This is a genomic window from Fibrobacter sp. UWB1 (assembly GCF_002210325.1).
Lineage (GTDB): Bacteria > Fibrobacterota > Fibrobacteria > Fibrobacterales > Fibrobacteraceae > Fibrobacter.
In genome coordinates this window covers 13,833-40,152 of the sequence record NZ_MWQL01000021.1, presented here as the reverse complement: position 1 = coordinate 40,152, position 26,320 = coordinate 13,833, and the positions used below count along the sequence as shown (strand labels likewise).

The following is a 26,320-nucleotide window of genomic DNA, read 5'->3' as shown; positions in this document are numbered from 1 at the left end:
GTCCCGTTATGATAAACAGACAAACCGCTCTTGATATTTTGAATGCGAACGCAGATTCGTTACCGAACTTGATTGAACAGGCATATCAGCTGCGTACCAAGTACAAAGGCAACCGCGTAAGCATTCAGTTGCTCACCAATGTCCGCAGCGGAAACTGCACGCAGAACTGCGCCTATTGCGCCCAGTCGCGCGATTCCGAAGCACCGATCGAAAAGTACCGCTATGTAGAAGACAAGAAACTTTACGGTGACAACGACCTCGTTGACGAAATGCATTTGGCGAGGCACTGTATCGGGCTCAGCGGCATCCGTTTTGCAGACGACGATATCGAAAAACTTGCCGAGCGCATCCGCAAGATGAAAAAGAACGACACGCAAATTTGTTGCTCCATCGGGTTCCTGACCGAAAAGCAGGCGTTGATTCTTAAGGATGCGGGCCTCAATCGCATCAATCACAACCTGAACAGCAGCCGTCGTTTTTATCCGAGCATCTGCACCACGCACACTTACCAGGAACGAATTGACAACCTGAAAATGCTGAAGGGCCTCGGCTTCGAAATCTGCTCCGGCGGCATCATCGGCATGGGCGAAACGCCCGAAGATGTCGTCGATATGCTATTCGAATTGCTTGAAATCAATCCGGATTCGGTGCCCATCAACTTCTTGCTGCCAGTAGAAGGCACGCGCCTTGCGAAGCGAGATATTTCGACGCTGACGCCCGAATACTGCATCAAGGTGCTTTGCCTTGCGCGCCTGATGCTCCCGAAATCGGACATCCGCTGCGCCGCCGGCCGCGAGGTGTATTTCAAGGGTCACGAGAAGACACTCTTCAAGGTAGCCGACTCTATTTTTGCGTCGGGCTACCTCACCGAAGGCGGCCAGAGTCTCGAAGAAACATTCCGCACCATCGAGGCGGCTGGCTTCACCTGGCAAGTGGAAAGTGAATCATCCCACTAGCTTCAAAAAATACCGGTGAATGCTTGTGTCGCTATTGAGTTCCGGATGGAACGAAAGCGCAATTTGGTTCTTGTAGCGAACGGCAACGATTTGCTCGGGAGCATCTGCAGTATTCGAACTTGCCGTACGCGAAAGGACTTCGACGCCTTTGCCGACCGATTCAAAGAAGGGCGCGCGAATAAAAGTCTGCGGCACTTTTCCGACGTGCGCGACTTCGTTTTCGGTGAAGAAACTGCCGAGCTGCCTTCCGTAAGCATTCCTGCGGATAATGACGGGGAGTGTCGCGAAATGCGCCTTGTTTTCGCCTGCAATTTTTTCGGCAAGGAGGATTGCACCGGCACATGTTGCGAGTACGGGCAGGCCTTCGACAATCTTTTTACGAAGAGGCTCGAAAAGCCCTAAGTCGTGGAGCAGTTTTCCTTGCACGGTGCTTTCGCCACCGGGGAGCACAAGACCGTCTAAATGGCGGTCAAGGTCGCGCAACTGCCTGATTTCAAAGACTTCGGCGCCCAGCGATTTGAGGATACGTTCATGTTCGATGAACGCCCCCTGCACCGCGAGTACGCCAATTTGCGGTTTGTTAATTCCCATTACTTTCCCCTTTCGGCCATCAGCAGCGCGATTTCCTGTTCGTTGATACCGACCATGGCTTCGCCCAAGTCTTCAGAAAGTTTGGCGATAAGCTTTGCATCGGTGTAATTGGTAACTGCCTGTACAATGGCGGCGGCACGCTTGGCGGGGTTGCCCGACTTGAAGATTCCAGAACCTACGAAAACGCCTTCGGCGCCGAGCTGCATCATGAGGGCGGCATCGGCGGGGGTGGCAACACCACCGGCAGCGAAGTTCACCACGGGGAGTTTCTTGTTGTCGTGAACGAAGCGCACCAGGTCGTACGACACCTGGAGTTCTTTGGCACGGTTAAAGAGTTCGTCTTCGCGCATGCTCGAAATGCGGGCGATTTCCTGGTTCATCAGGCGCATGTGTCGTACGGCCTGGACGATGTCGCCCGTACCCGGCTCGCCCTTGGTACGGATCATCGACGCGCCTTCTTCGATACGGCGCAGCGCTTCGCCCAAATCCTTCGCGCCGCAAACGAACGGCACATCAAATTCTCGCTTATTGATGTGGAAAATGTCGTCGGCAGGAGAGAGCACTTCGCTTTCGTCGATGTAGTCGATCTCGATTGCCTGCAAAATCTGCGCTTCGGCAAAGTGGCCAATACGGCATTTGGCCATGACCGGGATAGAGACGGCGTCCTGAATACCCTTGATCATCTTGGGGTCGCTCATGCGCGATACGCCACCCGCGGCACGGATATCGGCAGGGATGCGTTCCAATGCCATCACGGCGGCAGCGCCTGCGGCTTCGGCAATTTTGGCTTGTTCGGGGGTTGTCACATCCATAATGACACCGCCTTTGAGCATCTGGGCAAGGTTCTTGTTGAGTTCGTAACGATTCTGGTCAGACATGTAAATCTCCTTGGTTATGGAATGGTTTAATTTCAGGCTGTAATTTAAAACATTCGCTTGACCTGCACAATATTCAGTTTTTTACTATTTTTATAATATCAGTTAAATATCAGATTAGCAATACTAATAAGGTCAGTTTCATGTTCACTTACGATATGTCCAAAGCGGGAGCAAACAGCCTCTACCATTACCTTTACCAATGCATCAAAAAAGATATCGTAAGCGGAAACGTCCTTGCCGAAGAACAACTCCCTTCCAAACGAAACCTCGCGCAGAATCTCGGCATTAGCGTCGTGACGGTTGAAAATGCTTACGCCCAGCTCCTCGCCGAAGGCTACATCTACTCGCTCCCTAAAAAAGGCTTCTTTGTCGCAGACATAAATGCCGCGGCTAATGCGCAAGTCCATCGGAACCGCAAGAAACCCCGCACGCGCAGAATCCACGCAGAACTCACCGACGAGTCAGAACATGTCAACCCGAAATATATCGCCGATTTCGCAAGCAACGGTTCCGATATCGAGGCGTTCCCCTTTACCACTTGGGCAAAAATCACTCGCGAGGTCCTTTGCGAAAGGCAGAACGATTTGTTGCAAGTTTCTCCGGGAATGGGCTCACTGGAACTTCGCCGAGCCATCGCTCGTATGCTTCGCGAATTCAGAAATATCCAAGTGTCGCCAGAACAGATTGTCATTGGTGCCGGGACCGATTACCTTTATGGCTTGCTAGTACAATTGCTCGGATTTGACAAGTGCTATGGCGTAGAAGACCCTGGCTGGGGCAAAATTTCAAAACTGTATAGCCAATACGGCGTCAAGGTGAGTCACATTCCCATTGTAGAGGAAAGTTTCGTAGACTCCGTCAAGAAATCTGACGTCGATGTCGTACATATTTCGCCAGCGCACCATTTTCCGACCGGGATGGTGATGCCTGTCGGCGAACGCTATCGTCTGCTCAGTTGGGCTGCCGAATCCCCAAATCGCTACATCGTTGAAGATGACTATGACAGCGAATTCCGCATGACCGGAAAACCCATTCCCGCATTACAGAACATCGATGTCACCGAAAAGGTGATTTACCTGAATACCTTTTCCAAAACGATGACTTCAGCGATTCGCCTCAGTTATATGGTGCTCCCGCCGCACCTTGCCGAGAAGTTTCATAATAAGCTTTCGTTCTATTCGTGTACGGTTTCGAACCTTGATCAGTATGTGATGGCAAAATTCATCGATCTCGGTTACTACGAGACGCACATCAACCGCATGCGCAACCTGTACCGAGCCAAGCGCGACATGCTCCTTTCGGCTATCCGCAAGAGCAAGCTTTCGAACGTTGCCCGAATTTACGAAGAAGATGCCGGGCTCCACTTTATCTTGGAAGTGAATACGAAATGTTCTGATATAGAATTCTGCAACCGCGCCCGATTTCGCGGGGTAAACATCCGCGCCCTTTCGGAGTATTATTTTGAGGCGAAGCCATCGCAGCACAAATTTGTCGTGAACTACTCGTCGGTAGATAAAGCGAACATGCAAAAAGCAGTGCAGATACTCGCGAGCCTTTGCAACTAAAAAGTTTAATGTTTCAAATCACAAACAGCCTGTTCGTAGTCAATGAGCTGCGTAATGGTCGGGTGTGTTCCGCAAACGGCGCAGTCGTCGTTATGACTCGGGAGCTTCACCTTGCGGAATTCTGCTGTGAGTGCGTTGTAGGTGAGTAAGTGGCCTGTAAGTAAATTACCCACTCCAAGAATATACTTGATTGCTTCCATTGCCTGCAAACTTCCGATTACGCCTGCGATTGCCCCAATCACGCCTGCCTCTTTGCAAGTCGGCACGGACCCTTTCGGGGGCGGTTCCTCGAAAATGCAGCGGTAGCAAGGTCCCTGCTCCGGTACGAATGTCATCAGCTGCCCCTGGAATCCGACAATACCCGCATGCGAGAAGGGTTTCTTCGCCATGACGCAGGCGTCATTAATCAAGAACTTCGTCGGAAAATTGTCGGTGCCGTCAACGATAAAATCGTAATCCTTGACGAGGTCGAGAATGTTTTCGCTCGTTACGAAAGTATGGTAAGCAATTACATTCACGTCAGGATTCATCGCTTCCATGGTTTCTTTCGCGGATCGCACCTTGGGCTTACCCACATCTTGCGTGGCGTGTATTATCTGACGTTGTAAATTTGAAAGGTCAACCACATCGGCATCGGCAATGCCAATCGTGCCCACACCGGCGGCGGCAAGATACATAGCCACTGGAGCGCCAAGGCCACCCGCACCAATGACGAGCACCTTCGCGTTCAAGAGCTTCTTTTGGCCTTTTACGCCGACATCTTTAAGAATAATGTGGCGCGAATACCGTTCCAGTTGTTCGTTGGTAAAAACCATTTTTCTATTGGATTTTCGACCTCATCACACGTACTTCGAGAGCGTCACGACATCTTCGCCGCTCCATGTGTAAAGCGCGAGCAAAGGCTCATCCCTTGTTTGCATGGAATGTACGTGGTTCGAGGGGTGCAGAATAAATTCTCCGGGACCGCGGACTTTTGAAACGCCGTCTAAAGTCCACTCGGCATGTCCCGAAAGCACCACGTAAAGTTCCGTGGCAGGGTGATAATGCGCCGGGTACAAGGTATTCTTTCCGAGAAGCGTAAACCCGAAACAAAAATGTTCGTCGTGATACGGCGCTTCGGGCCCGAGGATTTCTCCCCAGCCCATACGGTTTCCTAAATCAGGCATATCGGCGCGCAGTTCGTAATTATACTTCCACGGCAAAAAAGGGAGTGCGGGCTTTAGCGCTTTCAGCAAATTTGCAGTCTCTGAACTTCCGTGTTTTGCGGAATCTTCAATCCAGCGAATCAGCGGAGAATCGCTTTTTTCGAAAGTCCCGCTTGGGGCAGGAATTTCGCGCGCTACAAACTTGGCCGCCTCTTGACCGATATCATCGTCAATTTGGGCGCGTTCATTCAGAAATCGCTTCGATTCTTCAATTAAACGGGCGATAAAATCTTGCATTAAAATACACTCGTTTTACTTCACGCTTGATTTCAGTACGGCAACCGTATGGCCGATCACTTCGCCCTTTAGGAATGCTTCGTAAGCTTCTTTAGCAGTAAGCTTCGAAGATTCCAGCGACTTCTCGATTTCGAAAGCGTTCTTGCCGGATTCCTTCACCGAGATGTTGGCGAATGCTTTTTGCAAGTCGCTTGCGCGGTAGAATCGGAACGGCCCGAGCCCCGCCTTTTCTTGTGCGGCATAACCCGAAATCACGTCTTCGGGTTCCGCCTGCACCTTCCAGGAATACGTGAAAATTTCAGAAGAAAGGCCAGCCAATTCGCCGAGCTTGATAAACGCACTGAGCGGCACGCGGCCACCGAGTGTAGAATAGACGGCACCCTTGTCGGCCAGGTAATCGCGGGCCTGCTTAAGCGCCAGATAATGCAAATCCAGCATTTGCTCATGCACAAATTCAGGAATCACTTCGACGCGCTTTTCCAGGTAATGGCCGCTGTTTCGTTTGTCTTCAATCTTGGTGTTATCTGTTAGCGGAACATTGGGCAGGTTCTCGTAAATCACGTCGTAACGGCGCTTGCCATTTTCAAGAGGTTGTAGAAGATCGCCTGCACCGAATTCCAATTCAATTGAATCTGCATTCTTCAAATTTTTCTTGATATTTTCGGCTGCCGCGTCCACCACGCTTTTCTGCAAGTCGGTAAAACCTACGCGCTTGGCTCCCAAAAGTTCAATACCCGTCAAGACATCGATGCCGGAACCCGTTCCGATCGAAGCGAATGCTTCTACATCGTGTCCTAGATTTTCACGGATCAGCTTGAATGCAGGTGTTGCAATGTATGCCACCCAATCGCTAGTAATATCTTCGGTCTTTGGCAAATAGGCGTGATCCGTTACAGCCACGGAAAGATAATCTTGAACCTGTTTCGGTGCTTCTTCTAAAGCCAGATACTTTTTAACATCAACTAAAATACTCATTATAGGTTGCCTCACTTTTTTTTGAGTGCAAATATAGATGTGGACTATAGCCGCGTCCAATACAAAATTTCTAGCGCTTGCTATCAATTTTTTGTATAAGTAAAAAGCCCGTTTTTCCTTGACAAAGTTTATGCATTTATGTAGATTTATGCATAGAAATTCAAACCACGTTTTTTTCAGCGCTTGGGAATGCTCAAAAATGCGACGTTCTTTTCGGTGCTGTTAACAAAAGGAGCCTTATACAATGGCACATTATCTCTTTACTTCTGAATCCGTGTCCAAGGGACACCCCGACAAAGTTTGCGACCAGATCTCGGATGCAATTCTCGACGCCTGCCTCGCCCAAGACCCGAACAGCCGTGTGGCTTGCGAAACACTTGCCAACACCGGTCTGGTCGTTATCTCTGGCGAAATTACCACCAAGGCCGTAATTGACTACCAGCAGATTGCACGCAAGACGATCAAGAGCATCGGTTATGTGAACCCGGAACTTGCTTTTGATTACAAGGGCTGCTCCGTGCTCGTTGCAGTGGACAAGCAGTCTCCCGATATCGCTCAGGGTGTTGACGCCAAGGCTGCCGAAGGTAAGGAAGACGACAAGCAAGGTGCGGGCGATCAAGGCATGATGTTTGGCTACGCCGTGAATGAAACCAAGGAACTGATGCCGCTTCCGATTAGCCTTGCTCACAAGCTCATGGAAGAAATTCAGAATCTCCGCGAATCCGGCAAAATCAAGTGGCTCCACCCTGATGCAAAATCGCAGGTGACCGTCGAATACGACGAAAATGACAAGCCTGTGCGTGTCGATACGGTGGTGGTCAGCACTCAGCACGACGAATTCGTGAACGGCAAGGAACTCAAGCATTCTACCATCGAAAAGGAAATCATCGAAAAACTCATCAAGAAGGTGATTCCCGCAAAACTTTTGGACAAGAAGACTCGATTCCTCATCAATCCGACGGGCAAGTTCGTGATTGGTGGCCCGCACGGTGACTGCGGCCTGACCGGTCGTAAGATTATCGTGGACACCTACGGCGGCATGGGCCGTCACGGTGGTGGCGCATTCAGCGGCAAGGACCCGAGCAAGGTTGACCGCAGCGCTGCTTACGCCGCACGCTATGTAGCAAAGAATATTGTCGCCGCAGGCCTTGCAGACCGTTGCGAAGTGCAGCTCGCTTACGCCATCGGTTATTCCAAGCCGGTGTCTGTACTGGTGAATACGTTCAAGACCGGCAAGATTGATGACCGCAAGATTGAAGAAATCGTGAAGAAGACCTTCGACCTTTCTCCGGCCGGCATCGTGAAGATGCTCGACTTGAAGAAGCCCGGCTATCAAGCAACTGCCGCGCTCGGCCACTTCGGCCGCACCGGCGCCCGCTTCACCTGGGAAAAGACGGACAAGGCTGCAACTTTGAAGAAACTCGCCAAAGCATAAGCGAATTCTCTCTAACAAAAAGATTAAGGCTCGTCAAACGACGAGCCTTTTTTTTGTATATAAAAAACACCCTCGGCAACTAATGCTGCCGAGGGGTACCTGCGCGGAGAGTAGTGCACAGGAATTTAGGAGTACAAATTATTACTTATGCCAGTCGACTTCGCGGTAGATTTTTTCGGTGAATTCGTCGGCATTCAGCTGCAGGTATCCGACTTTATGCAGCAGGTCTGCAAAGTAGTGCAAGTCGGCTTTCAGGTTGCGGCCACTCTTTGCCTTTTGTTCAGGGGACTGGTATTCATACGACTTGATGAGTGCGGTTGCGAATTCCTTGTCTTCGATAGCGGAGTGTTTGCCTGCCTGCATGAGTTCCACGGTTTCTTCCGGGTGTTCGCTGATCCAGGTGTGAGCCTGTTCGAGAGCGCGGAGGAGAGCCTTGATCTTTTCCGGTTCCTTTTCCAGAAGAACTCCCGAAACATAATAGAAACAGCAATAGCGACCGGCAAAAACGGGGTCCGTTGCCAAATCCATCAGCACATCGGCGCGGCCGTCAACAGCGGCAAGGCTTCCCAGCGGGTCCCAAAGTGAAACCGCTTCGACCTGCCCACGTTCCAAGGCTTCAAGCGCCAAGTTGCCATCGGCATAGGGCAAGAATTGAACATCGTTTATAGCAGAAACGCCGTTTGCTTCTAGCCAAAGTGTTGCGGCTTGGTGGGGTGTTGCGCCAATGGCGTTCACGGCAATCTTTTTGCCCTTCAAATCCTGCGCAGAGCGAATCGGCGAGCCCTTCTTGACGAGCAGATGGATGCAACCGACGTGGAATCCTTCGACCACCTTGATGTTCACTCCGTTTTCGACGGACTGGAAAAAGGCGAAGTCGGAGTTTGTAATCGGATATGTTCCGTTGTTGAGCCCGATTTTGCGGGTTTCCGCATTCGCCGACACGAATTTTACATCGACGCCTTCTTTAGCAAAGAATCCTTTTTCTTTAGCGACAAAGAACGGCGCAATGCAAAGGGTTCCATCGGAAACGGGGATTTCGACAGTACCGTATTTAAAAGCGGATTCATTGGTAACGGCAGCCTTCTCGGATTTTTCTTCTTCGCAGGCGATGAGTGCAAATCCCAAAGTAAAAGCGGCTGCGAACGATAGTAACGTTTGGATGAATTTCATTTAAAATCTCCTATGATTAATTTTTTTTAGATCCTTCACTGCGTTCAGGATGACACGATGAGGATGTTTAATGCTTTGTTGTACTTGCCTTAATGGCCTGTTCGAAATCGGCGATAATGTCGCGCGGGTCTTCGATTCCGACGGACACGCGAATCATGTCGTCAGGAATTCCTGCAGCAAGCCTATCCTTCGGCGAAAGCTGGGAATGTGTACTCGTTGCCGGGTGTAGCACACTCGTACGGGCGTCGCCCACGTGCACCACCAATGCCGCGACCTTCAGCGCTTTCACGAACGAGCGAATAGCAGCCTTGCCTCCCTTGAGGCCAAAGGTCAGCACGCCGCTTCCGCCCTGATAATCGAAATACTTGCGAATGCGCTTGCTGTTCGGGCTAGATTTGAGCGCCGGATAGTTGACCCAGTTTACCGCCGGATGCTTGGATAGGTATTCCGCCAAGGCCAAGGCGTTAGAACTGTGTTGCGGCATGCGCAAATGGAGCGTTTCAAGACCCAAATTCAAAAGGAATGCGTTGAACGGACTCTGGGCGGCACCGAAATCGCGCAAAAACTGGGCGCGGGCTTTGACAATGTAGGCAGCGCGGCCAAATTTTTCAGTGTAAGAAGTATTCGCGTACTGCGCATCAGGATTGACAAGATCCGGGAACTTTCCGTTATTCCAGTTGTAATTGCCGCCGTCAATCACGACACCGCCCAAGGCAACGGCATGACCGTCAATGTACTTGGTTGCAGAATGAATGACGACATTCGCCCCATGCTTCAAGGGCTTCACCAAGAACGGCGTTGCAAGCGTGTTGTCCACAAGGAACGGCACGTCGAATTCCTTGGCAAGCTTCGAGAACTTTTCGAAATCCAGAACGCCAAGCGCCGGGTTACCAATGGTTTCGCCGAAGACCAATTTTGTATTCGGGCGGAATGCCTTGCGAAGTTCTGCAATAGGCGCTTCCGGGTCAATGAAAGTCGTTTCGACACCGAGCTTTGAAAGTCGAACATCAAGCAATGTATAGGTCCCGCCATATACCGCCTTAGAGGCTATGATATGATCGCCTGCCTTGACCAAATTCGAAATAGCGAGCAATACGGCCGACTGTCCCGAAGCTGTTGCGACAGCGCCCACACCGCCTTCCAACTCGGTAATCTTTGCTTCAAAAGCCGCTACCGTCGGGTTGCCCGTACGCGTGTACTTGTTGCCCGACTGCTTGAGGGCGAAAAGACGTTCTACTTCGTCAACATCTTCGTACTTGTAAGTGGTTGACTGGAAAATCGGCAATACGCGAGGTTCGCCCACTTTCGGCTTCCAGCCCGCCTGTAAGCACTTGGTTCCAAAATTCCAGTTGGACGGATTCGAAACGTCTGCTGAAATTTTACTTGTTTTTTTTGATGCATTAATTGACATGTGAATCACTCTCCTTATAAATTTCAATACGAAAAATAGAAAGGGACTTACAGTTTTTCTAATACTTTGTTTTTATGCGGAATTATCAAAAATTTTTATAACGAAAATGCCCCCGACCGAGTCGAGGGCAATATCACTTAATATTGATTTATTTATAATCCGCCGTAATCAGATTCACCGTTCGGCAAGAGTCTCCCCTTGTGCATGGTGTAAATGCGGTCGCCATACTTGAAGCCGCGAGGATCATGGGTAGCCACAAGTACCGACGTTCCCGACTGCGCAAGTTCCGCCAAAAGGTCAAAGACAATTTTGGCATTAGTTTCGTCAAGGTTGCTGGTCGGTTCGTCAGCAATCACGATATCGGGATTGTTGACAAGAGCGCGCACAATCGAGGCTCGCTTGAGTTCGCCTCCCGAAAGTTCTGCCGGCATTTCATTCACCAAATGGGCAATGCCGAGAGTTTCGAGTTTTGAATGAATATCAATATCGACCAATTCCGAAATATCCCTCACCTCAACCTTATTGCCCTCGCGAATCGCCCGCGGCAAGAAGATATTTTCAAGCACGGTAAATTGCGGCAAGAAAACGGATTCTTGTGGAATGTAGCCGATTTTATCGTTACGAATCGCGGAAAGTTCGGCATCTGTCAAACTTGCAAAATCAACACCATTAAAAATGATAGATCCCTGCGAGGGGCGATTGATTCCCGAAAGGAGCGACAAAAGCGTACTTTTTCCGCTTCCCGATTCGCCATAGATTACCGAAAAATCACCGGACCAGGCAAAAAATTCAACATCTTCGACGGCATTGAATTCTTCGCCGCGGCGGGTATAAGTTTTATATAAATTAGAGACGTTTAAAATCAATGTTCTACCTCCCTCAAAGCGGCGTAGGCATCAATACTGCTCACCTTATTTGCCACGCCGAAAACCGCCACCGGCCCCACCGAATGCAAAAGCAAAACCACCACAGCGTAAACAGCAGCGATTTCGGCATTTCCAGGAACAATAAAGGGCACATTCACATGTTCGCCAATCCAAATTTTAAAAGTGAAAAAAAACACGCTCGAAAGCAGCAATCCAATGTACGTTCCTACCGCCGACACCAGCAGCGATTCGCCCAGCACAAGAGTCCTTAAACGTTTGCGGGCATAGCCCACAATTCGCAAAAGCGCATATTCACGCCTGCGTTCGCGAGTCGACAGTGAAAACGAAATCACAATCGCGGCAACCGCAATCACCAAGAAAAGGGCCACGATTGACCACACCACAATCTGCAAGAAATTCGCCGACTTTTCAAGACCCGAGAACAAATCTTTGCGAGTGCGAATCTGCACGCCGTCAAAGCGGGTATGAATTTCTCGAGAGAGGCGCTCGATATCAGCCCCTGCGCGCAATTTAATTAAAACACTGGAGTAAATCGGCGAATCCGAGCCCTCGGACTTGACATCCTGATGCAAGAAAACCACGCCCTTGGCCTTAGCCGCCTCGCGGATATCGGCAAGTGTTGCCACATCTACAAAAACGGCCTGGTCCAACTTGTTGCCAACCGGTTCAAGAGAGGCCGCCACAGGGTATTCATGGTCAAAGAACCTGACAGTCCTTTTCTCGCCCACGCTAATTTCACTGCCCACCACGATAGCACCCTTAGGGAGTTTATCCGTAAGGACCTCGTGAATCCAAGGCTGAATCACAAAATCAGAAGCCGGCTCGAAACCGATAATTATGACTTTCTGTTCGCAGCAGCTAGAATTCAAGGTGGTCAAAAAATACTGCGGCGTCGCAATTTCTACGCCGTCAAGGCCACGAATAAATTCCAGCGAGCCCTGCGGCAAATAGGTGTACTTGGAATCGCCCTGCAAAAGTACAGTCTGGTCGTTAATTTCGCTCCCCTGGGGAATCACGATGACGTCGGCACCCAAGCGAGACGAAAGGCGATTCAGGCCCTTTGAAAGCGAAAACGACAAAAGTCCGCCCACCAAAAGCACCGAGGCGAGCAAAGCAATCAAAAGTGAAAGCCCAAAACTACGGAAAGGGTTTCGCAAGTAATTTTCAATAATCAAATTCAAATCAGTCTTGTTCATTTCGCCTCCTCAGTTTTAAGTAAATCAAATTCAGCGCCGCAAAAAGTGCAATCAGCACACCAAAAACAGCAAGTACCGGACCCGTTATCACGTGACATGCCATTTGAGCGTGTTGGCATGTTCCGACAATTACCGTTGGCACAAGCGAAACAAAAACACCGAGCACAAGCGTTACTGCAGAAAGAATGACATGTACTTTCTTTTTAAGGAGCCCCGCAGCAACGACGGCATTTGCAAGCAAAGCAAGTCCTAAAAAAGCATCTACCGTCGTCGAAATTTCACAGCTCATGGTTCCGCCATCAATCGGATGGCAAACAGGCAAAATCAACTTGGTAAGCGTAATCAGCAATACGCCGAAAACAAGATTAGCAACAACAAATACTTTGTACTGTTTCATGGCACTCTCCTTAAAAATTTTCGGTGCATAAATTAAAAAGGTATACCGAAAATGTCCAATACTATATCACTATGATTTGCTATAGGTTTTTATTATAACACAGACAAATTCAACAGCGTCGCACATATAGAAAAAATCAATAATTCAGCATAAGAATTAAGTATTGGACGCTATCAAAAACCACATCTATATTTGCCTTAAAAAAAATTAAGGAGAGTATAATGTCAAATCAATTTTCTTTTGATACGCTTAAATTGCACGCAGGCTATAATCCTGCTGAACACAACCACGCCGTTTCGGTACCCATTTACCAGACAACTGCTTTTACGCTCGACACCGTAAAGCGTAGCGACGATCTGTTTTATTTCGACAGCGCCGAAGCACTTTATACACGACTTTCTAATCCGACAACGGATGTACTTGACGCGCGCCTTACGGCACTCCACCCGGGAGCAACCGGTGCTGTCACGCTTTCTTCGGGCATGGCAGCGGTTACGTATTCGCTTTTGAACGTCACAGCAGGCAAGGGCAGAATCCTTGCAACAGCTCGTTCTTACGGCGGATCTTTCGATAGTTTCGAACAAATCTTCGGAGAGACGGGCGTCAAGTATGACATTGTAGAAAACCCTGACGATCCGGCAAATTTCGAGGCACTCGTCAAAGAAGACACCAAGGTAATCTACATCGAATCGATCACCAACCCGAACGCCACCATTCTGGATATCGAAGCGATCGCAAATATCGCCCACAAGCACGGAATTCCGCTGATTGTCGACAACACGGTGGCAACCCCCTATTTGTTGAATCCGTTTGATTTCGGCGCCGATGTAGTCGTTTATTCGGCCACCAAGGGCCTTACGGGTCACGGCAACGTGATTGCCGGTGCCATTGTAGAAAACGGCAAGTTCAACTGGAAAAACGGAAAGTTCCCGCAGTTCGACGGCCAGCCGCATTTCTTGGTGTCGCAACAGGGCGTACCCCGCAGTTTTTACGACGTGTTCCCGGATACGCCTTTCACCGGCCGTATCCGCGCCATTCACCTGAATTACTTGGGCGGCGCCATCGCCCCGTTCAATTCTTACCTGGTGCTTCTTGGAATCGAAACCCTTTCGGAACGTCTTTCGAAATCGGTAAAGTCTGCTGAAAAGATTGTAGAATTCTTGGAAACGCGCCCCGAAGTTTCTTGGGTAAACCATCCGCACGCCAAAAACAGCAAGTACAAGGCACTCGCCGCCAAGTACTTCCCCAAGGGTGCCGGCGCAATCCTGAGCTTTGGCCTTAAAAAGAACGACCGCGCAACCATTATCAAGTTCTTGGAAGCCGTAAAAGTATTCAGCTTCCAGGCAAATATCGGTGACGCCCGTTCGCTCATTATCAATCCGTCTACAACCACCCACATCGAGCTCCCGGAACGCGCTCAGGAATTGGCCGATATCCATTCCGAAACCATCCGCCTCTCAATCGGTCTCGAAGATGTGAACGACTTGATTGCCGACCTGGAACAAGCCTTCGTCGCAATCCAATAGCGCGATTATAACCATAGTAAAACCTAAAAGGTGGCTGCATTTAGCAGTCACCTTTAGTTTATGGCACAAAGAAATTTAAATGGCGGACTCAATTGAGTCCGCCATGATAGAATTGGAGATGATTATTTTATTAAACCGTCGGCGTATTCGCTAATCGCTTTGTCCAGACGATCAAAGATTTCATCCAGCTGAGTCTCGTTGATAATCAGCGGAGGTGCCACCAGAATCGTAGAGCCGCCGCCCATCGTGAGGATCCCGTAATCGTTGCGGAGTTTCGTGATAAAGTTTCCAAGGAAGGGTTCACCAGCCGCATTCTTGCGGATAACATCCTTGTGATCCTTACTGTAACTGAATTCAATCGCACCGAACAAGCCTACAGAACGCACGTCACCAACAGAAGGGTGCTTTGCCTTGAGTTCCGCAAGCTTTTTCTTCAAAAGGGGTTCCTGCTTTTTCACATTGCCCTTGACATCCAGGCGGAAATATTCTTCGATACAGGCGATCGCAGCAGCAACGCCGAGCGGATGCGCATTATAGGTAAGCCCTGCGGTAAAGGCGTTTTCCTCATAATAATTCGCAATACGCTCGCTAATGAGCACGCCGCCGAGCGGAGCGTAAGCGCTGTTCACACCCTTTGCAAAAGTAATCAAGTCCGGTTCCACGCCATCGGCCTGGCAGGCGAACCATTCACCCGTGCGCAAGAAGCCACTCATGACTTCGTCGCACACCATGAGGATTCCATACTTGTCGCAGATTTCGCGGACACCCTTCAGGTATCCCTTGGGGTAAAGGTACACGCCATTAGAACCCGTGACCGATTCAATGAACACGGCCGCCACCGATTCCGGGCATTCCTGCTGAATCTGATATTCCAGGCGAGAAAGGAAATGCTTGGTCGCTTCTTCCTCACTTGCAAATTTAATGTCGTAACCGTAAAGGTGCGGAGCCGGGTACTTGATGAATCCGGGAATCGTCGGGAACAGCGAAGCGCGTTCGCTTTCGCCCGTCAAACTCGACGCACCATAAGTACTTCCGTGGTAAGATTCATACTTCGAAAAAATCTTGTCGCGGCCCGTAAACGCCTTCACAAAACGGATGGCGAATTCGTTTGCCTCGGAGCCACCCAACGTAAACAGCACCTTTTTCATGTTCTTCGGCGCAATCTTTTCAATCAAGAGTTCGCTGAGTTCGCCCGCTTCAGCAAAGGCATGACGCGGAGCGATGTAAGCCAAACGTTCCACCTGCTTTTGCACCGCTTCAATAATGTGGCGGTTATTAAAGCCGATATTCACGTTCACCAGTTCCGACGCGATATCGATGTATTCCTTGCCTGCACCATCGTAAACGTAGATACCGTCGGCATGGTCTACAAAGAACGGCTTGTAATCTTTATGGGGGGCATTCGCGAAAGAAAACAGGTTATACTTTCGGGCCTTTTCATAAGAGGCGGCATTTTCTCCCGCCACATAACTAACGTTATTTGACATAGTACTCTCCTTAATTTTTGGAACAAATATAGGTGCAATTTTAGTCGCTGTCCAATACTTTGTTTTTAGCGCTCGTTATCAATTTTTCCGATAACAAATCCATCTAGACTAAATGACGTATTCCGGCGCCGTATTGGAACGTGCAAGATTAAAGCGTTCCAAAATATTGCGGCGTTTTTCCAGGAACTGCGCCGAGCCTCTTTCACGCGGGAAGCTGTCGCGAATTTCAAGCACCTCGCTAATGCGCCCCGGACGCGGCGTCATAATCACGATACGATCAGACAAATAAAGCGCTTCGTCAATATCGTGGGTCACCAAAATCATCGTGGTATTGCGCTCCTTGCGAAGTTCCAAAAGCAAGTTCTGGATGTCTGCACGGGTAAACGAATCCAGCGCCCCCATGGGTTCATCGAGCAACAAGATTTCAGGATCATTAATCAACGCGCGCGCAATCGCCACACGCTGCGCCATACCGCCACTAATCTGGTGCGGGAAATTCTTTTCGAATCCGCCAAGACCGATTTTCTCAATAAATTCGTGAACCTTACCCTTATTCTGCTTATAAACGCCGCGAATCTTGAGGCCCATCGCAATGTTGTCTTCTACCGTAAGCCACGGAAAAAGGCACCCTTGTTGGAACACATAACCGCGCTTGGAATCGGGACCGTGCACCGGTTCGCCATCAAGAATAATCTTGCCCTCTTGAACCGGGTCGAGCCCAGCAATCAAGCGCAAAAGCGTCGTTTTACCGCAACCCGATGCACCCAGAATCGAAATGAATTCGCCCTCAAAAACAGAAAGATTGATATCTTTCAAAATCTGCCGCGGTTCGCCCGTGCGTTCATCGATAAAGGAGCGGTTTACTTCGCGAATCTTCAAGATTTTTTCTTTATCTAAAATATCCGTCATCGTCGCCTCCTATCGCACAACACCTTTTTGCCAGCGAAGCACATAACGCTGTACTGCGCCAACCACCTTCAAAATCGCCGAGAACAGCACTGCCATCAAGACAATCGCAGCGAATACCTTGTAATAAGCGCTCCAGACCTTCGAAGTGTTAATGTAGTAGCCAAGGCCACCCGGCTGCCCCATCATTTCGGCCATCACGAGCGTAGTAAAGCCAAACGCAGCCGCCGTCATAATGCCCGTAAAAATCTGCGGCATTGCATGGGGAATCGCAATATGGAAAATCTGGTACAGCTGCCCCGCGCCAAAAGTGCGCGAAAGCTCAAACAGCGACTTCGGCGTACCCTGCACCCCGTCAGCCGTCATGGTCGCCACCGGGAACCAGGAGCAAATCGCAATCAAGAAAGTCGCCGCCGCAAACGAAGTCGGGAAAAGCGTCAAGGCAAAAGGCATCCACGCCACCGCCGGAATCACACCACAAATGTTGAGCACCGGCAAAATCCAGTAACGAGCCTTCGGATACCAACCAATCAGCACACCCGTCAACACACCCGTCACCACGCCCACCGAAAATCCGGCTACAAAAAGACGCAACGAGTAAAGCGTATTCTGCCAAATGAATTTGGTATCGCCAATAAAGGCGTCCATAATAATCGCAGGCCCCGGAAAGAACGGCTGCGGCAAAAACAGCAACTTGGTTCCGAGAATATCCCATGCCGCAAGAGCCAAGCCAACCGCGAAACGGAACTTCGCGCCCGCAAAAAATTTTGCCACCTTATCTGCACTCGCCTTGCGGACAAACAGCACCACCGTATAGACCGCGTAATAGGCAATAATGGCAAGCAAAACTAAGCGGTATGCCAAATTGTCATCAACCGTAAACCCGCCAAAAACATATTCCTTGATTCGCACATTTTCGGCCACCTGCGGAAAAAGCAAGTTTACCAAGAAGGCGACCAGGAAACCTGAAATCGTCAAAACAATGTTCATTCAACTCTCCGTAAAATTTTTAAAAATGCGCCCTTGCGGGCGCTAAGCAACAAGGAATTTCGATTACTTGTTCAAATCGACTTCTTCGTACAGGTTCGCGACAAACTGGTCTGGGTCCTGCGTGAGGTAGCCAATCTTCTTGAGCTGTTCGCTAAAGTAACGCAAGTCGCCCTTCACGTCGCGGCCAAGAGTCTTGCGCTGTTCCAGCGAAGTGTACACGTAACTCTTAATCAGTTCAACAGCCAGCGGCTTGTCTTCAATTTCGGAATACTTGCCTTCGGCAATAATGTCAACCGTTTCTTCAGGGTGTTCGGCAATCCAGGCTTCGGCCTTGTGAATCGCACGCAGGAGTGCTGCAATCTTTGCCGGTTCTTCCTTCAAAATCTTGGCAGACACATAAATGAAGCAGCAATAGCGACCGTCAAATACCGGGTCCTTCGCCACATCCATAATCACGTCGGCCTTGCCCGACTTTTCGTAAGCAGAAGCGAGCGGATCCCAAATGGCAGCGGCATCAATCTGGCCCTGTTCCAAAGCTTCAAGAGCCAAGTTGCCATCGGCATAAGGCAAGAACTGCACCTGATTATCTTCGGGCTTCGTCGAAACGCCTCCCAGCGAGAGCCAAAGGCTTGCAGCCTGATGCGGCGTGCCACCGATTTCATCGACAGCAATCTTCTTGCCCTTCAAATCAGCAGCAGTCTTGTAGGGCGAACCCTTCTTTACAAGCACCTTGATGCAACCGATGTGAATACCATCGACAATCTTGATATCGACGCCGTTTTCAATCGCCTGGAAAAACTGGAAATCAGAATTCGTGAGCGCATAAGTGCCCTTGCTAAGGCCCAGCTTACGCGTTTCGCCATCAGCGGCGATCAACTTGGCATCAATTCCTTCTTCGGCAAAGAATCCCTTTTCCTTAGCCACGTAAAAAGGCGCTCCACACAAGGAACCGTCCAGAATCGGGAGTTCCAAAGTACCGAACTTGAACTGGGATTTTTCTGCCTGCGGGGCTTCCTGTTTTTCCGCTTTTTCGTTACCGCATGCTCCGGCCAACAGGGCAAAGCCAAAAGCGAGCAAAGCGGTCAGATAAATTTTGAGATTGTTTACCATCGTGAATTCCTCTTTCAAAAAAGGCGCCCCTGAAAATGGACTTCGAATATTTCCAGGAGCGCCAGGTTGTACGGAGAGTACAAATTACTTGATATTTTCTCTCCAAGTAGCGGGCTTGAACAGCTCCTTCAAAGGCAACAGACGCTTGTCAACGTCGACGCCCAAGACAGAATTGAAGTTGTTCGTTGCCTGCATCTGAGCGCCAAAGCCCACGATAATGATGATCTGTTCGTCGGTATAGAACTTGCGGAGACCTTCGAAAAGTTCGTCCGGAACCTTTGTCGGATCCTTCACAATCTGCTGACCCAGCTGTTGCAAAAGCTTCTCGTTTTCCGAAGTTTCGAAGTTGTTCGGATCAAGCCCCAGAGCCTTCAAATCGCTAATGAAGAACAGCGAGCAAAGAAGGCAGCCGTTCGTCGTAGAAACCGAGTGTGCAAAAATCGTTGCAGCACGCAGACCCACCGTCTTTTCGAGACTTTCCCAAGCATCGTACCAGCCCATGAAAGCCTTGTAGATGCCGTAATCCTGGAGCATCACCAACTTCATGTTAGTCACCTTGCCTGCAGCTTCCAGCTTTTCGTAAGCAGCCTTTGCTTCGCCAGTCAATTCATTCGGTTGTTTTAAATGTACTCTAGCCATTGTTTATACTCTCCTTGTGGTGCGTAAGCACCGTTTTTTGTTATTGATTTTGATGAAGTCTTTTTTGGTTAAGTTTAATTCCCTACCATTTTTGTAGGCTTTAAGATAGAATAAGAATTCGCCCTTTTCAAGGCATAAACACATACTATTTAACTATGGTTTGTTATAAAAGAAAGCTATTACATCCGCATCCACTAAAAAACTCCACCAACCTGGTGGAGTTTTGAAGACAGAGGTAATATCAACTAGTGACTTTTACTCATACAATCCCTTGCTAAAGTAACGGTCGCCGCGGTCGGGGGCTACGAATACGATGTTTCCGCGGGCGCCCGAGGCGATGAGTTTCTTGGCCGCGGTGAACGCGGCGCCCGAAGAGGAGCCTGCAAAGATTCCTTCTTTCTTGGCGAGTTCGCGAGCGCCGCCAAAGGCGTCGTCGTCATTGATCTTGATGACTTGATCCACGAGCGACATGTCCATGGTGTCGGCGATAAAGTCGTTGCCGATTCCTTCGATGTTGTAGTCGCCATGTTCGCCGCCGCCCATAGTAGAGCCGATGGGGTCTGCGAGCACGCCCTTGATGTTCGAGTTGCGTTCCTTGAGCGCCTTGAGAATGCCGCTGAAGGTGCCGCCACTGCCTGCGCCTGCGACCACGTAGTCAATTTGTCCGTCCAAATCTTCGTAGATTTCGGGGCCGGTGGTTTCGTAATGGGCCAGCGGGTTTGCCATGTTACGGAACTGCCTGAGCGAAACAGAGCCCGGAATTTGCGTCAGGAGTTCTTCGGCCTTCTTTTCGGCGCCGAGCATGCCGTCTTCACGCGGGGTGTTGATGAGTTCTGCACCGAGAGCACGCATAAGCGTCTGCTTTTCTTGCGAGAACTTGGTGGGCACCACGAATATCACGCGGATGCCGCGGTTGAGCGCTGCGAAAGCGATGCCGAGGCCTGTATTGCCTGCGGTGGCTTCGACAATGGTTCCACCCGGTTTCAAGAGCCCCTTTTCAATCGCGTCGTTCACCATGTAAAGGCCGGTGCGGTCCTTCACGCTGCCCGAGGGGTTCCAGAGTTCGAGTTTAGCAAACAGGTTTACGCCTTCGGGGAGTCCGACATGGTTAAGCTTTACAAGCGGAGTCTTCCCGATTAAAGATTGCATCGATTCATAGTAATGCATATTATGCTTCCTTTGCGGCGTTAATGCCGGCGTTCAAATCCAAGATAATGTCATCCACTTTTTCGATACCTACAGACAAACGAATGAGTCCGTCGGTAATGCCCACCTTCTCACGAATTTCCTTCGGAATAGAGGCATGGGTCATGGTAGCCGGATGGCATACGAGGCTTTCGACGCCGCCCAGACTTTCGGCCAGCGAAATCAGCTGCAGGGCCTTGAAGAATTTCTTGATGTCGTAGTTTTCGTAAAGTTCGAACGAAATCATGGCGCCACCGTTCTTGGCCTGCTTCTTGTTGATTTCGTAACCCTGAGCAGTCGGAAGTCCCGGATAATACACGTGCTTTACAGCTTCATGCTGTTCCAGGTAGCGGGCAATGCGTTCCGCATTTTCGGTATGGCGATCAAGGCGCACGCCAAGCGTCTTGATACCGCGAATCAAAAGGAAGGAATCGAAGGGGCCAAGCACCGCGCCCACGGCATTCTGATTGAACGCCAGCTTTTCCGCGATTTCCTTGTTATTCGTTACGGCGAGACCTGCCACCACGTCGCTGTGGCCGCCCAAGTACTTGGTCGCGGAATGCACCACGATGTCGGCGCCAAGTTCCAGCGGGCGTTGCAAATAAGGAGTCATGAAGGTGTTGTCGACAATGGTCAGAATTCCATGCTTCTTCGCAATCGCGGCCACCCCAGCCAAGTCCGTTACGGTCAGGAGCGGGTTCGCCGGGCTTTCGATAAAGAAGGCCTTCACGTCGGGCGTCACTTTGGTATCGAGCGTTGCCAAGTCGGTGGTATCTTCGATAGAATAGGTAACGCCGAGATTCTTAAATACTTTGTCCAGAACGCGGAAGGTGCCGCCATAAACATTGCTAGAGATAATGATGCGGTCGCCCTGCTTGAAAAGCGAAAGTACCGTCGAGGTTGCTGCCATGCCGCTGCCAAAAGCAAAGCCTGCGACACCGCCTTCAAGGTCGGCAATCAGCGCTTCGAGTGCTGCGCGCGTGGGGTTACCCGTGCGGGAATATTCCCAGCCGGTATTTTCGCCGAGACCCGCCTGCTTATAGGTAGAAGTCTGGTAGATGGGCACGTTAACGGCTCCGGTGACCTTGTCGCCATCGATGCCGCCGTGGATGAGTTTCGTTTCGATATACTTGGAAGTTGACATTTTTTGAAGTCCTTTAGCGCCATGCGCCATTTATTGTTAAAATTCGAATAAAAAAATCCCGCTCCGGAGACATAGCCGAGCGGGAATCTGTTTTAGATAAAAGCCTAAAAACTAGTCGCCCGTTCGACATCGACTCCAACAGAAACAACACATGTTCATCAAGTAATGAGCCATTCTTTTATTTCCTATCATTTACGTAGGAATAATATAGACAAAAACAATAACGCTGTCAACTGAAAACGGGCTATCCAGTTATACTATTTTTCTTTGGTTTGTTATAGCTTAAAACGATAACCAGCCGGTATCAAGGCCAGTCACGGGCACAATACGCTTTACATTCTTCTGCGCATCAGTAACCACGGCCATTCCCGTCAGGTAATTCATCCAGCGCTTCGGTGAAAACTGCATCTTACAAAAGTGCGTGAGGCACGGCACCACCCAGGCATCGTGCGTTGCGAAAATGTTGAAGCGGCTATTTCCCTTTTCAAGCATCATCGCAAGCATTTCTTCGGAACGCGCGGCCAGAGGCGCAAACGCTTCTTTATCGCCGCGTGGCTTACCTGCAGCCTCATTCTTCAGCCATTCGCAAATGCCTTCGTAAAATCCTGCGCGCAGCACCTTGGTGTATTCATCGTAATCTTGAACAAAGTATTCCGCCAGGCAATCCATCTTTTGTATCGACGGATTTTGGATGCCGCGTCCAAGGCCAATATTCAAAGCCGTCTCCATGCAGCGGCCTACCGGGCTCGAAAAGAAACTCATATCGCCCTCGGCAGGAATGCACTTGCCAAGCGACAAAGCCTGTTCGCGCCCACGCTCCGTAAGGCCCACATGCGCACCGAAGTCAGGATCTTCGGGAGTAATGTGCCTGCGTTCCCCGTGACGAACCAACAAGAACACGCGTTCGTCAGACGCAAGCGAATTGAAGAAGGTTGACGCGGGAATGAACATATAAGCCTTATTTGTCTTCCCGGCCTTGAGCCGGGATCTCCTATTCTAAGCAATCATTCCCGAAACCGGAATCCAAATGGCATGCGCAATCGCAAAACTCAAGACTCCCAGCAAGAAACCGCAAATAATATCCGTGAGCCAATGCACGCCAAAATACACGCGTAAAAGCCCCCATGTGAGCGGCAAGAGCATCATGATCCAGCCGTACTGCGGCACCGCATAAAATACCGCCGAGGCCACCGCCAAGTTGTTCATCGTGTGGCCAGAAGGAAAACTGTACTTGTCGAGAGGCGGAACTTCCGCCTTGATTTGCGGATTCACCGCAAATGGCCTCGGCCGCTTGGTAGAAAGTTTAACGCCCTCGTACAAGGCGAGCGCCACTCCCACCGCTACCAAAGCCTGCGCCAAAATCGGCCAGAACGCAGACCAGCCAATATGCAAAAAAAGAACCAGTGCAAAAACACCCCAAATGTAGCCGTCTCCCAGACGCACATAAAACTTGAGAAACTTCGTCGTCTTCGCGGAAAAATGCCGGTTCGTCCAATAGACCGACACGCGATTATCAAATTCAGCGATTTTCTTGAACATCAACGGGGAATTTAGTAAATAAGGCGCCGCTAGGCCAAGCCTTTGATAAATTCCAGAGCGAAATTCTCACGCCTAATCTTTAACGCACCGCACAGAATAAGCCCATGTTTTATGGTTACCACTTATCAATGCATCATCGCTTGCAGCGGGTTCAAGTACACGATAATCTAGTTCCAATGCGAATGCGTGATAAATATTCTGTTCACTGGAATTCAAATTTTCACCCATCCATGTTTGCGAGCCAATAGTTACCGTTTTGTAGGTTTTTCCATCTCGAGAGTCCGTCATAGTTCCGTGGATAACAGTACTTGGGTCTACCCAAACGTACTCTGGACCGCTACTACTTTCATCACCACAAGCAACCAAACAGATGGAAATACTTAATAAAAACGTCAATTTTTTCATCTAAAACTCCCGTTCCAGCCAGCGAGACAGGAATACATCATAAACTTGGTATTCCTGTTTTTCTTTGGATTCAAGCGTCAACAGCAATTCCTTTTCTTGCAAGGATTCTGCCGCACGGCGAGCGTTCGTGGAGCTACCAATGTTGTATTTCTTCAAAAACACGGTTGATGTCAGCTTACTCACGCAACCTTCTTTTGCAACGGCCACCAAAAGCAACCATTGCTGACGAGTAAGGAGTTCTCGGTACTGCAAAAAGTAATCGGATTCTCTTTCTAGAATCCTGTTTGCGGCATTTTTCACCACATCAATAGTCACGTTGCCACCGACAGCAAACACTTCGTTGCAAAGGGTCTGGGTATAAAATGTGTGGCGACGCGTCCACTCCAAAATCCAATCAACAGCACCGGCATCAATCGTTCTTCCCACCTCGGAAAAATGGCCCCGAATAAATTCAGCATACTTATCGGAATCGATTTTTCCAAGTGTCAGCAGTTTGGTGCTAGAAAAGAACGGACGACCCGCACTTGTAAACATTTCGGCCATCAACTTCTTCTTACTGCCACAGAATATAAAACGAATGTTTTGCATAGACTGCGTATAAGTTCTAAGCAAGGCTTCGGCTGTCTTTTCGGGATACTCCGTAATTTGTTGGAATTCGTCAAACGCCAACACAACCGGCTTTTCGCGGGTATTCAAAAATTCAAGCAGACTTTTGAGAGTCCATTCCTTTTCCGAAACGGTTCCGTAGTTAAACTGCAACTGCGGCGAACCCGAAATGGAATCATAAGTAAGCGTGGGGCGAAGCGTCTTCAAAAAAGTTACGAACCCTTTGCCAATAGATGTCTTTTCAGGAAATTTGATCAGGATGGCTTCTGCCAGGGTCTTGGTAAAATCTTCCAAGGTCAACGTCGCGAATATGTCAACATAGAGAGTTTCGTAATTCAGGCGCCGACGCTTCATTTCAGCAAAGGTATGCAAAATCAATCCCGTCTTTCCGTACTTACGCGGAGAGACCAGTGTCGTATCGGCACCGTTCTGAATATTCAATATAATAGCGGCAGTTTCGTCATCTCTGTCGCAGAAATAGGCCGGCGATTTATACCCTTTGACAATGAACGGATTTTCTTGCATAAAGACCTCTCTATACTAATATACAAAAATTGCCTAAAATAGGCAACCTATTTTAGGCAATTTTTCAAAGTCGGCCCAAAACGGCCATTTTTCCCGCCCCCAAAGCCAGCGGCCCCCTAAAATGCTATTTTTTCTCCCATAATCAATTACCAAGGTTTTTTAATATGCGCGTACTCGTTCTTAATTGCGGCAGCTCCTCGGTCAAGTTCGCCGTTATCGACACCCAGACCAAACAGTCCATCTCCAGCGGCCTCGTCGAAAACATCGGCGTGAATGGCCACGTAAAGGCCAAGGGCCCGAACGGCAACATCGATTTCAATTTCGACTGCCCGACTCATGCCGAAGCCGTTGCCGAAGTGCAGAAGTTCCTCGCCGAACAGAAGCTCACCGACACCATCGAAGCCATCGGCCACCGCGTGGTGCACGGCGGCAAGTACGTCAAGAGCGAGAAGGTGACGCAGGAAGTCATCGACTACATCCGCAGCATCACGCTGTTCGCCCCGCTCCACGAACCCGCACACGCCACCGGCATGGAATGCGCCACCAAGTTCTTCCCGGGCCTCCCGCAGGTCGCCGTGTTCGACACCGCCTTCCACCAGACCATGCCGCGCAAGGCCTACCTCTACGGCATCCCCTACAAGTTCTACGAAGAAGACAAAATCCGCCGCTACGGCGCACACGGCACAAGCCACCGCTTTGTGACCGGCGAAGCCGCCAAGATTTTGGGCAAGAAGCCCGAAGAAGTCTGCCTCATCACGGCTCACCTCGGTAACGGTTCCAGCTGCTCCGCCATTCTGAACGGCCAGTGCGTTGATACCACCATGGGCTTCACCCCGCTCGAGGGCCTCATCATGGGCACGCGCTCCGGCTCCCTTGACCCGGCCATCCTCTTCTTCATCAGCAAGAAGTACGGTTACGATATCGACCGTCTCGACAAGCTCGTGAACAAGGAATCGGGCCTCCTCGGCCTCTCCGGACTCTCCAACGACATGCGCACCCTGACGCAGGCCGCAAGCGAAGGCCATGTGGGCGCACAGATCGCCCTCGAAACGTTCGCCTACAGGCTCACCCGCGAAATCGGCGGCATCGCCATGGCACTCCCGCGCATCGACGCCCTGGTGTTCACCGGCGGTATCGGCGAGAACAGCAAGCTTGTCCGCAAGATGGCCATGGACAACCTCAAAATTCTCGGCTACCAGATCGACGAAGCCCGCAACGAAAAGAACGGCAAGGAATCCGGCCACATCATTAGCAAGGACGGCACCCCGACCGCGATGGTTGTTGCGACGAACGAGGAACTTCTCATCGCCCTCGACACCGAAGCGCTGGTGAAATAGGCGCGAGGTCGGATGCCT

General features: G+C 50.0%; 26 protein-coding genes. 5 read left to right on the top strand and 21 right to left on the bottom strand.

Features of this window, described 5'->3' with window-relative positions:
* Nucleotides 1-8: 8 nt before the first annotated feature.
* Nucleotides 9-956: a biotin synthase BioB gene (bioB, locus tag B7988_RS13175; RefSeq protein WP_088658282.1), complete on the top strand. Its 948-nt coding sequence runs from the start codon at nucleotides 9-11 to the stop codon at nucleotides 954-956.
* Here bioB and pdxT read toward each other — a convergent pair.
* Together pdxT and pdxS are read right to left on the bottom strand one after the other, a co-directional pair.
* Nucleotides 945-1,547 (bottom strand): pyridoxal 5'-phosphate synthase glutaminase subunit PdxT, encoded by a 603-nt coding sequence (gene pdxT / locus B7988_RS13170; protein ID WP_088658281.1) that lies wholly within the window; start codon nucleotides 1,545-1,547, stop codon nucleotides 945-947. The two genes, bioB and pdxT, sit on opposite strands and share 12 nt — an antisense overlap.
* Nucleotides 1,547-2,425 carry a pyridoxal 5'-phosphate synthase lyase subunit PdxS gene (pdxS, locus tag B7988_RS13165; protein WP_073321625.1) on the bottom strand — a complete coding sequence of 293 codons (879 nt, stop codon included), beginning with the start codon at nucleotides 2,423-2,425 and terminating at the stop codon, nucleotides 1,547-1,549. Before pdxS ends, pdxT begins: the two co-directional genes overlap by 1 nt.
* A 140-nt stretch (nucleotides 2,426-2,565) precedes the next feature.
* Between pdxS and B7988_RS13160 the strand changes: the two genes are divergently transcribed.
* The gene (locus tag B7988_RS13160) at nucleotides 2,566-3,990 is read left to right on the top strand and encodes a PLP-dependent aminotransferase family protein (protein ID WP_088658280.1); all 1,425 of its coding nucleotides are present in this window, start codon (nucleotides 2,566-2,568) and stop codon (nucleotides 3,988-3,990) included.
* Nucleotides 3,991-3,995: 5 nt separating this feature from the next.
* Here B7988_RS13160 and thiF read toward each other — a convergent pair whose 3' ends face one another.
* Genes thiF through B7988_RS13145 form a run of 3 tightly spaced genes read right to left on the bottom strand, consistent with a single transcriptional unit; the run spans nucleotide 3,996 to nucleotide 6,407 of the window.
* A complete protein-coding gene (thiF, locus tag B7988_RS13155; RefSeq protein ID WP_088658279.1) occupies nucleotides 3,996-4,805 on the bottom strand; it encodes a thiazole biosynthesis adenylyltransferase ThiF in 810 nt (269 codons plus the stop codon).
* Nucleotides 4,806-4,829: 24 nt separating this feature from the next.
* Nucleotides 4,830-5,432, bottom strand: coding sequence for a dimethylsulfonioproprionate lyase family protein (locus tag B7988_RS13150; RefSeq protein WP_088658278.1), 603 nt, complete (start codon nucleotides 5,430-5,432; stop codon nucleotides 4,830-4,832).
* 15 nt (nucleotides 5,433-5,447) lie between these two features.
* Nucleotides 5,448-6,407 carry a 50S ribosomal protein L11 methyltransferase gene (locus B7988_RS13145; protein ID WP_088658277.1) on the bottom strand — a complete coding sequence of 320 codons (960 nt, stop codon included), beginning with the start codon at nucleotides 6,405-6,407 and terminating at the stop codon, nucleotides 5,448-5,450.
* A 244-nt stretch (nucleotides 6,408-6,651) separates the two neighbouring features.
* Here B7988_RS13145 and metK point away from each other — a divergent pair, with 244 nt between their 5' ends.
* Nucleotides 6,652-7,842: a methionine adenosyltransferase gene (gene metK / locus B7988_RS13140; protein WP_088658276.1), complete on the top strand. Its 1,191-nt coding sequence runs from the start codon at nucleotides 6,652-6,654 to the stop codon at nucleotides 7,840-7,842.
* Nucleotides 7,843-7,983: 141 nt separating this feature from the next.
* Here metK and B7988_RS13135 read toward each other — a convergent pair whose 3' ends face one another.
* The 5 genes from B7988_RS13135 to B7988_RS13115 all read right to left on the bottom strand — a co-directional run bounded on the left by B7988_RS13135 (nucleotide 7,984) and on the right by B7988_RS13115 (nucleotide 12,903).
* Nucleotides 7,984-9,012, bottom strand: coding sequence for an ABC transporter substrate-binding protein (locus tag B7988_RS13135; RefSeq protein ID WP_088658275.1), 1,029 nt, complete (start codon nucleotides 9,010-9,012; stop codon nucleotides 7,984-7,986).
* Nucleotides 9,013-9,079: 67 nt separating this feature from the next.
* Nucleotides 9,080-10,423, bottom strand: coding sequence for an O-acetylhomoserine aminocarboxypropyltransferase/cysteine synthase family protein (locus B7988_RS13130; RefSeq protein WP_088658274.1), 1,344 nt, complete (start codon nucleotides 10,421-10,423; stop codon nucleotides 9,080-9,082).
* A gap of 152 nt (nucleotides 10,424-10,575) precedes the next feature.
* Complete coding sequence (locus B7988_RS13125) at nucleotides 10,576-11,289, bottom strand: ABC transporter ATP-binding protein (RefSeq protein ID WP_088658273.1); 714 nt, start codon at nucleotides 11,287-11,289, stop codon at nucleotides 10,576-10,578.
* Complete coding sequence (locus B7988_RS13120; RefSeq protein WP_088658272.1) at nucleotides 11,286-12,506, bottom strand: ABC transporter permease; 1,221 nt, start codon at nucleotides 12,504-12,506, stop codon at nucleotides 11,286-11,288. The genes B7988_RS13125 and B7988_RS13120 overlap by 4 nt, the downstream gene beginning before the upstream one ends.
* On the bottom strand, nucleotides 12,493-12,903 hold the full coding sequence (locus B7988_RS13115; RefSeq protein ID WP_088658271.1) for a DUF4418 family protein: 411 nt from the start codon (nucleotides 12,901-12,903) through the stop codon (nucleotides 12,493-12,495). The genes B7988_RS13120 and B7988_RS13115 overlap by 14 nt, the downstream gene beginning before the upstream one ends.
* Before the next feature lie 221 nt (nucleotides 12,904-13,124).
* Here B7988_RS13115 and B7988_RS13110 point away from each other — a divergent pair, with 221 nt between their 5' ends.
* On the top strand, nucleotides 13,125-14,429 hold the full coding sequence (locus B7988_RS13110) for an aminotransferase class I/II-fold pyridoxal phosphate-dependent enzyme (protein WP_088658270.1): 1,305 nt from the start codon (nucleotides 13,125-13,127) through the stop codon (nucleotides 14,427-14,429).
* 122 nt (nucleotides 14,430-14,551) lie between these two features.
* Here the strand turns inward: B7988_RS13110 and B7988_RS13105 are convergent, their stop codons facing one another.
* The 11 genes from B7988_RS13105 to B7988_RS13055 all read right to left on the bottom strand — a co-directional run bounded on the left by B7988_RS13105 (nucleotide 14,552) and on the right by B7988_RS13055 (nucleotide 24,965).
* A complete protein-coding gene (locus B7988_RS13105) occupies nucleotides 14,552-15,916 on the bottom strand; it encodes an aminotransferase class III-fold pyridoxal phosphate-dependent enzyme (RefSeq protein WP_088658269.1) in 1,365 nt (454 codons plus the stop codon).
* Between the two features lie 108 nt (nucleotides 15,917-16,024).
* Nucleotides 16,025-16,825 carry an ABC transporter ATP-binding protein gene (locus tag B7988_RS13100; RefSeq protein WP_088658268.1) on the bottom strand — a complete coding sequence of 267 codons (801 nt, stop codon included), beginning with the start codon at nucleotides 16,823-16,825 and terminating at the stop codon, nucleotides 16,025-16,027.
* Between the two features lie 9 nt (nucleotides 16,826-16,834).
* Nucleotides 16,835-17,812 carry an ABC transporter permease gene (locus tag B7988_RS13095; RefSeq protein ID WP_088658267.1) on the bottom strand — a complete coding sequence of 326 codons (978 nt, stop codon included), beginning with the start codon at nucleotides 17,810-17,812 and terminating at the stop codon, nucleotides 16,835-16,837.
* Between the two features lie 63 nt (nucleotides 17,813-17,875).
* Nucleotides 17,876-18,922 (bottom strand): ABC transporter substrate-binding protein, encoded by a 1,047-nt coding sequence (locus tag B7988_RS13090; protein WP_073056536.1) that lies wholly within the window; start codon nucleotides 18,920-18,922, stop codon nucleotides 17,876-17,878.
* 84 nt (nucleotides 18,923-19,006) lie between these two features.
* Nucleotides 19,007-19,561: a hypothetical protein gene (locus tag B7988_RS13085; protein WP_072801392.1), complete on the bottom strand. Its 555-nt coding sequence runs from the start codon at nucleotides 19,559-19,561 to the stop codon at nucleotides 19,007-19,009.
* 255 nt (nucleotides 19,562-19,816) lie between these two features.
* The gene (locus B7988_RS13080) at nucleotides 19,817-20,728 is read right to left on the bottom strand and encodes a cysteine synthase family protein (protein ID WP_088658266.1); all 912 of its coding nucleotides are present in this window, start codon (nucleotides 20,726-20,728) and stop codon (nucleotides 19,817-19,819) included.
* 1 nt (nucleotide 20,729) lies between these two features.
* Nucleotides 20,730-21,890 (bottom strand): PLP-dependent aspartate aminotransferase family protein, encoded by a 1,161-nt coding sequence (locus tag B7988_RS13075; RefSeq protein WP_088658265.1) that lies wholly within the window; start codon nucleotides 21,888-21,890, stop codon nucleotides 20,730-20,732.
* A gap of 282 nt (nucleotides 21,891-22,172) precedes the next feature.
* Nucleotides 22,173-22,841: a phosphoglycerate mutase family protein gene (locus B7988_RS13070; protein ID WP_088658264.1), complete on the bottom strand. Its 669-nt coding sequence runs from the start codon at nucleotides 22,839-22,841 to the stop codon at nucleotides 22,173-22,175.
* A gap of 45 nt (nucleotides 22,842-22,886) precedes the next feature.
* Nucleotides 22,887-23,429 (bottom strand): phosphatase PAP2 family protein, encoded by a 543-nt coding sequence (locus B7988_RS13065; RefSeq protein ID WP_088658263.1) that lies wholly within the window; start codon nucleotides 23,427-23,429, stop codon nucleotides 22,887-22,889.
* Nucleotides 23,430-23,501: 72 nt separating this feature from the next.
* A complete protein-coding gene (locus tag B7988_RS13060; protein ID WP_141225678.1) occupies nucleotides 23,502-23,834 on the bottom strand; it encodes an FISUMP domain-containing protein in 333 nt (110 codons plus the stop codon).
* A complete protein-coding gene (locus tag B7988_RS13055) occupies nucleotides 23,835-24,965 on the bottom strand; it encodes an ATP-binding protein (protein WP_088658261.1) in 1,131 nt (376 codons plus the stop codon). It lies immediately after the preceding gene.
* A 164-nt stretch (nucleotides 24,966-25,129) separates the two neighbouring features.
* Here B7988_RS13055 and B7988_RS13050 point away from each other — a divergent pair, with 164 nt between their 5' ends.
* Entirely contained in the window at nucleotides 25,130-26,302 is a 1,173-nt protein-coding gene (locus B7988_RS13050) for an acetate kinase (protein WP_088658260.1), read from the top strand.
* Nucleotides 26,303-26,320: the final 18 nt, after the last annotated feature.